The organism is Amycolatopsis circi (genome assembly GCF_003385235.1).
Taxonomy (GTDB): Bacteria; Actinomycetota; Actinomycetes; order Mycobacteriales; family Pseudonocardiaceae; genus Amycolatopsis; species Amycolatopsis circi.
Genome location: NZ_PQIA01000111.1, coordinates 22,919 through 32,194, shown reverse-complemented (window position 1 = coordinate 32,194; position 9,276 = coordinate 22,919). Strand labels below are relative to the sequence as shown.

Annotated in this window: 11 protein-coding genes; 3 read left to right on the top strand and 8 right to left on the bottom strand. The window is 68.0% G+C overall.

Going from position 1 to position 9,276, the window contains the following annotated elements; translation table 11 throughout:
• Positions 1 to 338: 338 nt before the first annotated feature.
• Both D0D37_RS34590 and D0D37_RS34585 read right to left on the bottom strand, forming a co-directional pair.
• Positions 339 to 1,958: a DHA2 family efflux MFS transporter permease subunit gene (locus D0D37_RS34590; protein ID WP_116204792.1), complete on the bottom strand. Its 1,620-nt coding sequence runs from the start codon at positions 1,956 to 1,958 to the stop codon at positions 339 to 341.
• Complete coding sequence (locus tag D0D37_RS34585; RefSeq protein ID WP_116204791.1) at positions 1,939 to 2,547, bottom strand: PadR family transcriptional regulator; 609 nt, start codon at positions 2,545 to 2,547, stop codon at positions 1,939 to 1,941. The genes D0D37_RS34590 and D0D37_RS34585 overlap by 20 nt, the downstream gene beginning before the upstream one ends.
• Before the next feature lie 302 nt (positions 2,548 to 2,849).
• Between D0D37_RS34585 and D0D37_RS34580 the strand changes: the two genes are divergently transcribed.
• On the top strand, positions 2,850 to 3,068 hold the full coding sequence (locus D0D37_RS34580; RefSeq protein ID WP_116204790.1) for a hypothetical protein: 219 nt from the start codon (positions 2,850 to 2,852) through the stop codon (positions 3,066 to 3,068).
• Here the strand turns inward: D0D37_RS34580 and D0D37_RS34575 are convergent.
• Positions 3,058 to 4,362, bottom strand: coding sequence for an MFS transporter (locus D0D37_RS34575; RefSeq protein ID WP_116204789.1), 1,305 nt, complete (start codon positions 4,360 to 4,362; stop codon positions 3,058 to 3,060). The two genes, D0D37_RS34580 and D0D37_RS34575, sit on opposite strands and share 11 nt — an antisense overlap.
• Before the next feature lie 73 nt (positions 4,363 to 4,435).
• Between D0D37_RS34575 and D0D37_RS34570 the strand changes: the two genes are divergently transcribed.
• Positions 4,436 to 5,047, top strand: a complete 612-nt coding sequence (locus D0D37_RS34570; protein WP_116204788.1) for a TetR/AcrR family transcriptional regulator — start codon at positions 4,436 to 4,438, stop codon at positions 5,045 to 5,047.
• Positions 5,048 to 5,059: 12 nt separating this feature from the next.
• The gene (locus tag D0D37_RS34565) at positions 5,060 to 5,464 is read left to right on the top strand and encodes a hypothetical protein (RefSeq protein WP_116204787.1); all 405 of its coding nucleotides are present in this window, start codon (positions 5,060 to 5,062) and stop codon (positions 5,462 to 5,464) included.
• Position 5,465: 1 nt separating this feature from the next.
• Here the strand turns inward: D0D37_RS34565 and D0D37_RS34560 are convergent, their stop codons facing one another.
• The 5 genes from D0D37_RS34560 to D0D37_RS34540 are packed head-to-tail and all read right to left on the bottom strand — an operon-like array spanning position 5,466 to position 9,275.
• Positions 5,466 to 6,593: an alanine racemase gene (locus tag D0D37_RS34560; RefSeq protein WP_244223783.1), complete on the bottom strand. Its 1,128-nt coding sequence runs from the start codon at positions 6,591 to 6,593 to the stop codon at positions 5,466 to 5,468.
• Positions 6,580 to 6,963: a RidA family protein gene (locus D0D37_RS34555; protein WP_116204796.1), complete on the bottom strand. Its 384-nt coding sequence runs from the start codon at positions 6,961 to 6,963 to the stop codon at positions 6,580 to 6,582. Before D0D37_RS34555 ends, D0D37_RS34560 begins: the two co-directional genes overlap by 14 nt.
• 8 nt (positions 6,964 to 6,971) lie before the next feature.
• Positions 6,972 to 7,406, bottom strand: coding sequence for a helix-turn-helix domain-containing protein (locus tag D0D37_RS34550; RefSeq protein WP_244223782.1), 435 nt, complete (start codon positions 7,404 to 7,406; stop codon positions 6,972 to 6,974).
• Between the two features lie 11 nt (positions 7,407 to 7,417).
• A complete protein-coding gene (locus tag D0D37_RS34545) occupies positions 7,418 to 7,630 on the bottom strand; it encodes an acyl-CoA carboxylase epsilon subunit (protein WP_116204784.1) in 213 nt (70 codons plus the stop codon).
• A 7-nt stretch (positions 7,631 to 7,637) separates the two neighbouring features.
• The gene (locus D0D37_RS34540; RefSeq protein ID WP_116204783.1) at positions 7,638 to 9,275 is read right to left on the bottom strand and encodes an acyl-CoA carboxylase subunit beta; all 1,638 of its coding nucleotides are present in this window, start codon (positions 9,273 to 9,275) and stop codon (positions 7,638 to 7,640) included.
• Position 9,276 lies beyond the last annotated feature (1 nt).

Sequence of the window (9,276 nt, the reverse complement as noted above, 5' to 3'; positions counted from 1 at the left end):
GTGCCTGGCTGGAGCCAGGAAGCGAGCGCGGAGGCACTGCGCCGGGCCCCGCTTGGAGCACGGGGTCGCTCGCCAGGGTTGTCGAATTGGCATTGGGCGGAGAGTGTGCCTGGGCGGGCTCGATGTTGCTGGGCATCGGGAAAGCTTGCTGGCGCAGAGCTGGAGATCGCCGCGCGGATGGATTGCGTTGCGCCGCATCCGAAACGTCGCAGCAGTGATGCTGGCGAGTTCGAGCCCTGCCGTTCTGCTCACTCTGGGCTGGGAGCGGGCTGTCGCCGTGGCTTGCCTGCCCTGCCCCGGCTGGGTCTGTCCAGCCGGGGCCGTCGGGGGTCAGCCGGTCATCGGGCTGGTTCCGGGGTCGGGGCGGTCGGTGCCGGGGTGTGCGGCCGGGGCGATACTCGGCGCAGGGCCGCTGCTGACACGACTCCCAGTACCAGCACCACGACCGGCAGGATCAGCGTCGCGCGGGCGGCGTCGGTGAGTCCATTGTGGACTACCTCACTCGCGAGACGGCCTGCTTGGGCGGCGATGTCCGCGGGGATTCCGGGCATCGGGGCCGGGCCGCCGGAGGAGCCGAACTCGCCGGTGGACGCGGCGGCGTGGGCGATTCCTTCGGTGAACGGCACGCGGTACTGCTCCGGCAGTTGCGCGGCCGCGGTCGCGGCCTCGCTGGTGATCGAGGCGCTGATCCGTGCCTGCAGGAGCACACCGATCGCGGCGCTGCCCAGGACGCCGCCTACCTGGCGGGCGGTGTTGAAGATGCCTGAAGCGGTACCGGTGAGTCGCGGTTCGACCGACGCCATTGTCAGGTTGCTCATGGGGGAGAAGATGCAGCCGACGCCTAGGCCGCACACCAGAAGGGCAGGGATCAGCGCCCACGGGCTGGTGTCCGGACGGGCTTGCAGCGCGATGATGCCCACGCCGGCGGCCAGCAGGGCGAGGCCGCCCATGACCAGGTACTTGCCGTTGATCCGGTCTGAGGCGCGGCCCACGAACGGAGCGATCACGCCGGACAGCAGCGACATCGGGGCGGTGAGCAGACCGGCCATGGTGGGGGACAGGCCGAGCACCGTCTGGATGTAGATGATCAGCGGCAGGAACATGCCGGTCATCGTGAAGCCGACCGTGGTCGCGGTGAGCGTGCCCGCGGAGAAGTTGCGGTTCGCGAACACTGCCAGCGGCACCAGCGGTTCGCGGCGGTTGTAGTGCTGCCACAGCACGAAGGCGATCAGCAGCACCACTCCGGCACCGATGATTTCGAACACCGTGATGCCGCCGAACACCGTGCCCCAGTCGTACTGCTGTCCATTTTGGACACCGAACACGATGCAGAACAGTCCGGCCGCAGACAGCAGGATGCCGAGCAGGTCGAACGAGTGCGAATGCTTCGGCTGCCAGTCCGGCACCAGCCACAGCGTGAGCGCGATGGCGACGACGCCGATCGGCACGTTCACGTAGAAAATCCACTCCCAGCCGAGGTGCTGCACGAGCACCCCGCCGAGCAGTGGGCCGGTGATCGTGGCCAGGCCGGCCACGCCGCCCCACGCGCCCATCGCCGCACCGCGCTTCGCGGGCGGGAACAGGTGGCTGATGAACGCCAGCGTCTGCGGCGTCATCAGCGCCGCGCCAAGGCCTTGCACGGCACGGGCGGCGATCAGCATCTCGACGTTGCCGGACAGGCCGCACCACAGCGACGACGCGGTGAACACGACGAGCCCGGCGACGAACACGCGCTTCGGGCCGAAGCGGTCGCCGAGACGGCTGGTGAACAGCATCGGCACGGCGTAGGTCAGCAGGTAGACGCTGATCACCCACACCACCGAGTTCAGCCCGGCGCCGAGGTGCTGCAGCATGGCGGGCACCGCGATGGACACGATGGTGGTGTCCAGCAGGATCATGAAGAACCCGATGCAGAGCGCGCTGAGCGCCGCCCACGGGTTAATCGGTCTTGCGTTCATGGTCTTCCTTGAGCTTGAGTTTCTTGTCCTGGAAAGGGATCCGGCCGCTGTCGAGGTCCGCGAACAGCTGCTCGATCCACGCGAGTTCGAACTTCCGCTGCGCCGCGCTGTAGCGGAAGTCGAGCCAATAAATGTCGGGGGTGCCGTCGGATTCCAGCCGGTCGATGAGCACCTCGTCGGAGGCCACGGCCGCGCGCAGCCGGGTGATGCGGTGCTCCAGTTCGAGCAGCGCCACGTCGCGCCCCAGATCGTCGATCACGGCGAGCCCGCTGAGTACGTCGCTGTAGTCCGGCACCACGTCGCCCAGCATTTGCCGGGCTCGTTCCTGGAAGGCGTCCTTGCCCGCGGCCGTCATGGCGTACACCGTGCGCTCGGGCCGCCTGCCGTCTCGCTGGGTTTCGACGGCGTCGATGAAACCGTTACGCTGCAACCGATCCACCGTGTGGTAGAGCGAGCCGGCCTTGAGCTTCACGCGGGCTTCGACGTGCCGTTCCCGCATGAGCTGAGCCATTTCGTACGGATGCATCGGCCGCTCGTGCAGCAGCTCGAGCACGGCGACGCTCAGCGCCGTGAGCTTGGCCGCGACCATGACGGTGTTCCTCCAGGAGATCCAATTGAGTGACCTAAAGTGGGTTATTCCATGTGGACTATACGGTGTGGAGCAAGCTGCGGTCCAGTGTGATCTGCGCTGGTGAGCAGCTCGTGGCTGACAGTGACGGGTGCTGCGAGATGGGGAGAGCGTAACGAGGACCACCGACAAAAACCGGGGATCGCCTGTTCGACGGCCCTTTCGCGGCCGCAAAGACGGGCGGGTTGTCGTCGGCGGGTAACCCGGGCCGAGATCGGCTCAACCGCGTTTTCCTTGACCGCAAAGCAGAACGCTGCTCGAACGTGCTACGAGCGCTGACCGAAGCCGACCTGCCGCTGTACCGGGCGCTAGGCGTCGAGGACCAAACCGCCCTGCTCGAAGCAGCCTTGGCCCGCCGCCAAACGACCATCCGCGAAGCCGTCCTGGCCACCCTCGAAGGCTTCGACGTCCGCGACTACCTCGTCCGCGCCGGAATGGCCGCGGACGAGGCAGTCCGTCTCCGGGACCGGATCAGTCGGTGACCTGGTGCAGCTGCCGAGCCCGGCGGCTGCCCAGCGAATACCAACCGGCGATCCCGGTGCCGACGGTGAGCGCGGCCGCGCTGAGCCCCAGTGACCAGTGCACCCCGACCGCGGAACCCAGCAGCCCCACGGTGAATCCGCTGCCCGCGCGAAGACCGTTCGCGGACACGCTGTACACGCCGATCACCCGGCCGCGTTCCTCCGGTTTCGCCAGCAACTGCACGACGGTCTGGCCGATCGACATCGACGCCAGGTTCGCCACGCCGCCGATCACCAGCAGCACCACCGCGATCGGGTAGCTGGCGGTCAACGCGAAGAACAGGCTCGAGATCCCGTAGACCGCCGTGCTGATCACCGCCGCGGGCACGTTCGGTTTGATCTTTCCGGTCGCCTCCAGCAGGATCCCGCCGATCACACCGCCCGCGCCGTTGGCGAACAACAGCACGCCGTACGCGGTTCCGGCGCTGCCCGCGCCGAGGTCCTGCGCGAAGATCGGCATCGAACTCTGCATCGAAGCGCCGACGAAGAACGCGCCGAGCCCGGCGAGGATGATCATCCCGACCATCGTCGGGTTCCCGCTGATTTCCTTCAGGATCCGGACCGAATCCATCAGTCCGACCCGAGGCCGACGGATGATTCCGCCGTCTCGCGTATGCCCGGTGAACTTCGTGCGGAACAGGAACACGGTCAGCGGCAGGTAGAACGCGACGTTCACGAAAATCCCCGCCACCGGCCCGAGTCCGAGCAGCAGCGCCGAACCGACGACCGGGCCGAAGAGAATGCCGAGGCTGCGGAAGGTGGCGTTGAGCCGGACCGCGCTCGGCAATTCGGCCGGACCGACGAAATCGTGCAGCATCAGCTGCTCGCCCGGCCCCCAGATCGCGCCCGCGCAGCCGTGCAAAATCAGCAGCACGCAGGCACTCCACACCTCGAGAGTGTTGGTGAGGATCAGCACGCCCCACGCCGCGGACACCGCCATGAACAGCACCTGCGCGGCCTGGATGATCCGGCGGCAGTCGTGCCGGTCGGCCAGCCCGCCGAAGTACACCGAGAACAGCAGGAACGGCACCCAGTGGCTGATCACCTCGAACCCGGTCAGCGCGGGCGACTGGAACTTCTCCCACAGCACCCAGTAGGTGATGACGTGCTCGATGTTGTCGGCCATCATCGCGAGGCCGGTGCCGATCAGGTACGGACGGCAGTCCTTGTTGTAAAGCGCCGCGAACTTGCGCGGGGCTGCGGGGGCAACCTCGGCTTCGGGTTGGTGCGCCGGCACCCCGCACGCAGAACACATGACTGAGAACCCCCTAGTGAGCTGGTGCGCTCAACGCTAGACGAGACGTTGCGTCTTGGCTAGACTTCTTCACGTGGGCGACGTCACTGAGCCCGGCGAGCGCCGGCATCACGGGAACCGTTACGGCCGCAGCGAGAACGCGCGCCGCGCGGTTTTGCACGCGGTCGACGATCTGCTGGTGGAGGTCGGTTTCGCCCGGCTCACGATGGAGGGGATCGCGGCCAAGGCGGGAGTCGGCAAGCAGACCGTCTACCGCTGGTGGCCGTCCAAAGTGGACATTTTGCTCGAAGCCCTCGGCGACGACCTCGTCGAGGAACTCTCCCCGGCCGATACCGGCGACCTCCGCAAGGACCTCCGCACCCACCTCGCCGCGATCGCGTCCTTCCTGACCACCGCCGACGCCGGTGCGGTGTTCCGCACGCTGCTCGGCCAGGCCCAGCACGACCCGGTCCTGGCGCGACGGCTGCGCGAGGACCACATCCGCGGCCAGCACGCGCGCGACCGGCTGCCGCTCGAACGCGCCGTCGCGCGCGGCGAACTGCCGTCGGACGCCGACCTGGACAGCGCGGTCGAGCAGCTCGTCGGGCCGATCCACTACCGCGTGCTGGTCACCGGCGCGCCGGTGCCGCCGGAATTCACGGATGGCCTGGTTGAGCGATACCTCCGGGAGCACCGGCGCGAGTAGGCTCCCGGAGACATGGGAACGGTCTGGTGGCTGGTCGGGCTGGCTGTCGCCGCCGCGGTCTTGGCCGGGATTATCTGGATTTTCCGGGACCGGGCCGGCGGGCTCGATCAACGATTGCGCGCGGCCGAACAGGCCTCGCGCTGGCGATTCCTGCAGCAGCGCTGGGAATCGGAACCGATGGCGCGGCTCGCGACCGTCCAGCAGGTGCACGCGCTCACCCAGAACGGCGGCTGCCAGGTCCGGATCGTCTGGACGGACAGCTACCACGCCGAGGACGTCGAAATCGAGCACGACCAGGCCGACGCGGGCGACTACCTGTTGCTGCGCGGAGTCGGCCCGCTCGGCTCGATCACCCGGAAGGAGCTGCTGGCGCACGCGGGTGCGGACGCTCCGGAGTGGGCGCAGCGCGGGCGTTGAGTCACCAGCCGCTCATCCGTCGCCAGGTGTCGGTGAGGCGGCCATTCTCCACGATTCGGTAGCTGTCGTGTTGCGCGGCGGTGGCGCAGGCGTGGTTGGGCAGGATGCGCAGACGGGTGCCGATCGGCAGTTTGGGCAGCGGATGTCCGTCGCGGGCGGTGAGGATTCCGTGTTCCTGGCTCGCGCCGGTCGCCACGAGGCCGGGTACGAGGGTGCCATCGAGGTCGGCGACCAGGCCGTATCCCTGGTCGACGGCTTGGTTCGCGGTGCCTCGGTCTCGCGACAACGCCATCCAGCCGCCGTCGGTGAGGATCCAGCCGTGCTCGGGGCGGTGTCCGATCACTGTGACGACCACGGACAGCGCAAGGTCTTCGACGCGGCAGACGCCGAGCCCGGCCATCACCAGGTCGAAGAAGATGTAGTTGCCAGCGCGGACTTCGGTGACGCCAGTGAGGTCGTCGGCTGCGTGCGCGGTCGGGGTGGAGCCGACGCTGACTGTGCCCGCGTACAGACCTTCGTCGCGAAGGCGTTGTGCTGCAGCGACAGCGACGTCACGCTCGTGCGCGGCGGCTTCGCGTTGTGCTGCAGCGGTTGTCGCGAAGTAGGACTCACCGGCGTGTACGAGGACGCCGTCGAGACAGTCGGGCAGCTGTCGTCCGATGGCGAGCAACGCGGGGTCTTCGGGCAGTACGCCGCCACGGTGACCGTCACAGTCGACCTCGATCAGCGACGGAATGCGTACCCCGGCTTCGCGCGCTGCGGCGGTTACCGCAGCGGCCTGTGCGACGCTGTCCAGCAGCACACGCACGGTGATTCCCCGTCGCAGCAGCGCTATCACGCGCGGGAGCTTGTGCGGGTCAATGCCGACCGCGTACGTGATGTCGGTGTACCCGCCGTCGGCGAAGGCTTCTGCTTCGGCCAGCGTCGACACTGTGATCGGACCTGGTTTACCGCCGTGCATCAACGCGGTCGCGGGCAACGCCTTCGCCGTTTTCGTGTGCGGGCGCAGGGAAACGCCGAGTTCGCGCATTCGCTGCGCTAAAAATTCGGCGTTGCGCTGGGCGCGCGACAGCTCAACGACGGCGAACGGCGTGTCCGGGTCAGCCAGGGTTTCCTCAGACGGCGGCAATTGCCTGCACCTCGACCTTCGCTCCAAAGTGGAGGGTACTCGATCCGGCGACCGCACGCGCCGGGCGATGCTCGCCAATCCAGGCACGGTAAATCCCGTCGAACTCCGGCCAGTCGCCCATGTCGGTCACGTAGACGGTGACCGACAACAGCCGATCGCGGCTCGTGCCCGCAGTGGCGAGACACGCGTCGACGTTGGCCAGAACTTGTTTAGCCTGCACGGCAAACGGCTCGTCCACCAGCCGGGTCCCGTCGCTGGTGATGGGCAGCTGTCCGGAGACGAAGGCCATCCCGCCGTATTGCGCGGTGTGCGAGTAATGCCCGCCGGGCGCGGTCAGTTCAGGGCTGTCGCGCAGGACGATTTCGGTCATCGACGTGCTCATTTCGCGTAGTTGTAGACAGTCGCCCGGGATACGCCGAGCAGGTCGGCGATGACCTGGGCGGCGTCGCGGGATTCGAAGTATCCCTCGTCGCGCAGCCGGCGGACCAGGTCTCGTTTGGCCTCGCGGGAAAGGGAACGCGGGCTGCCCCCGGCCGCGCGTTCGATCAGTTCCCGCAGCTCACGCGAGGTCCGGGAGCGCAGATCTTCCACGACGCCGGGCTGCGCAGCATCAGTAGCGACCAGGTTGGTCAGCGTGTGCCTGAGCGGCGACAGCACCGAGACGTCGAGGTTCAGACACAGCGCCGCGATGTACTCGCCCTCGGCGTTCTTGATGCCGATCGACGTACTTTTGGCCGGCCGCCCGTCCGGGAACTGGTTCGGATCCCGCAGGTGGTCGTGAGTGTTGGCGCCGGTTCTAACCGGCGCCAACACGCACGAGGACTTCAGCGAGGCAACGACGAGGCGCGCCAGGCCCCGTCACCAGCCGCCAGAGGCGCGCGCACCGCCGCGGCCCGGTCGCCCCACCACGACGTACGACGCCGCGTCGGAGCAGGTGCCGCCAGCGACGCGGCAGTGGCCACCACCGCGGTGAGCGCGGCGAGTTCGGCGTCGTCCGGGTTGCCGCGGACCACGCGGAGCAGGGGAGCGTCCGTCATCTCGGCCTCACAGGGGGATGTTGCCGTGCTTCTTGGGCGGCATCGATTCGCGCTTGGTGCGCAGCAGGCTCAGCGCCTTGGCGACGTGACCGCGGGTGTGCGCGGGCACGATCACCGAGTCGACATAGCCGCGTTCGGCCGCCGCGTACGGGTTCAGCAGCGTGTCCTCGTATTCCTGGATCAGGTCCGCGCGCAACGCATCGACATCGCGACCTTCCGCTGCCGCGTTGGCCAGCGTCTTGCGGTGCACGATGTTCGCCGCGCCCTGCGCACCCATCACCGCGACCTGCGCGGTGGGCCAGGCCAGGTTGATGTCCGCGCCGAGGTGCTTGGAACCCATCACGTCGTACGCGCCGCCGTAGGCCTTGCGCGTGATCACCGTGATCAGCGGGACGGTCGCCTCCGCGTACGCGTAGATCAGCTTCGCGCCGCGGCGGATGATGCCGTTCCACTCCTGGTCGGTGCCGGGAAGGAAGCCGGGAACGTCCACGAAGGTCAGCACCGGGATGTTGAACGCGTCGCAGGTCCGCACGAACCGGGCGGCCTTCTCGGACGCGTCGATGTCGAGGCAGCCGGCGAACTGCGTCGGCTGGTTCGCGACGACGCCGACGCTTTGGCCGTCAACCCGGCCGAACCCGACCAGGATGTTGGGCGCGAACAGCTCGTGCACCTCGAGGAACTCGCCGTCGTCGAGCACGCGGGTGACGACCTCGTGCATGTCGTACGGCGTGTTCGGCGAGTCCGGGATGAGCGTGTCCAGCTCGCGGTCGGTGTCGGTGACGTTCTCGAAGAACCCGGCAGGCGGCGCGTCCGCGTCGAACTCCGGCGGCTCGGACAGGTTGTTCTGCGGCAGGTAGGAGAGCAGTTCCTTGACGTAGGCGATCGCGTCCTCGTCGTCGGAACCGAGGTAGTGCGCGACGCCCGACTTGGTGTTGTGCGTGCGCCCGCCGCCGAGTTCCTCGAAGGTGACGTCCTCGCCGGTCACCGTCTTCACGACGTCCGGTCCGGTGATGAACATCTGCGACGTCTCGTCCACCATCACGACGAAGTCGGTGAGCGCGGGGGAGTAGACATGGCCGCCCGCGTTCGCGCCCATGATCAGCGAGATCTGCGGGATGACGCCGGAGGCCATGGTGTTGCGGCGGAAGATCTCGCCGTACAGGCCGAGCGACACGACGCCTTCCTGGATCCGCGCGCCGCCGCCCTCGTTGATGCCGATGATCGGACGGCCGGTCTTGATCGCCAGGTCCATCACCTTGACGATCTTCTCGCCGTAGACCTCGCCGAGCGCGCCGCCGAAGACGGTGACGTCCTGGCTGAACACGCACACCGGACGTCCGTCGACGGTGCCGTACCCGGTGACGACGCCGTCGCCGTACGGGCGGTTCTTCTCCAGCCCGAAGTTCGTGGAGCGGTGCCGCGCCAGCTCGTCCAGCTCGACGAACGAGCCCTCGTCGAGCAGAAGGTCGATCCGCTCGCGGGCGGTTTTCTTGCCCTTGGCGTGCTGTTTCTCGATCGCGCGCGCCGAACCGGCGTGCACGGCCTCGTCGTAGCGGCGGTAGAGATCCGCGAGCTTGCCGGCCGTCGTGTGGATGTCCGGTTCTCCCTCGGGCGGCGTCCCGAGCGGCTGCGTCGCACTGCTCATG

What these genes read in the sequence shown, in the direction of transcription:
- D0D37_RS34590 (WP_116204792.1), bottom strand. Translation starts at nt 1,958, where the DNA reads ATGAACGCAAGACCGATTAACCCGTGGGCGGCGCTCAGCGCGCTCTGC.
- D0D37_RS34585 (WP_116204791.1), bottom strand. Translation starts at nt 2,547, where the DNA reads ATGGTCGCGGCCAAGCTCACGGCGCTGAGCGTCGCCGTGCTCGAGCTG.
- D0D37_RS34575 (WP_116204789.1), bottom strand. Translation starts at nt 4,362, where the DNA reads ATGTGTTCTGCGTGCGGGGTGCCGGCGCACCAACCCGAAGCCGAGGTT.
- D0D37_RS34565 (WP_116204787.1), top strand. Translation starts at nt 5,060, where the DNA reads ATGGGAACGGTCTGGTGGCTGGTCGGGCTGGCTGTCGCCGCCGCGGTC.
- D0D37_RS34555 (WP_116204796.1), bottom strand. Translation starts at nt 6,963, where the DNA reads ATGACCGAAATCGTCCTGCGCGACAGCCCTGAACTGACCGCGCCCGGC.
- D0D37_RS34545 (WP_116204784.1), bottom strand. Translation starts at nt 7,630, where the DNA reads ATGACGGACGCTCCCCTGCTCCGCGTGGTCCGCGGCAACCCGGACGAC.
- D0D37_RS34540 (WP_116204783.1), bottom strand. Translation starts at nt 9,275, where the DNA reads ATGAGCAGTGCGACGCAGCCGCTCGGGACGCCGCCCGAGGGAGAACCG.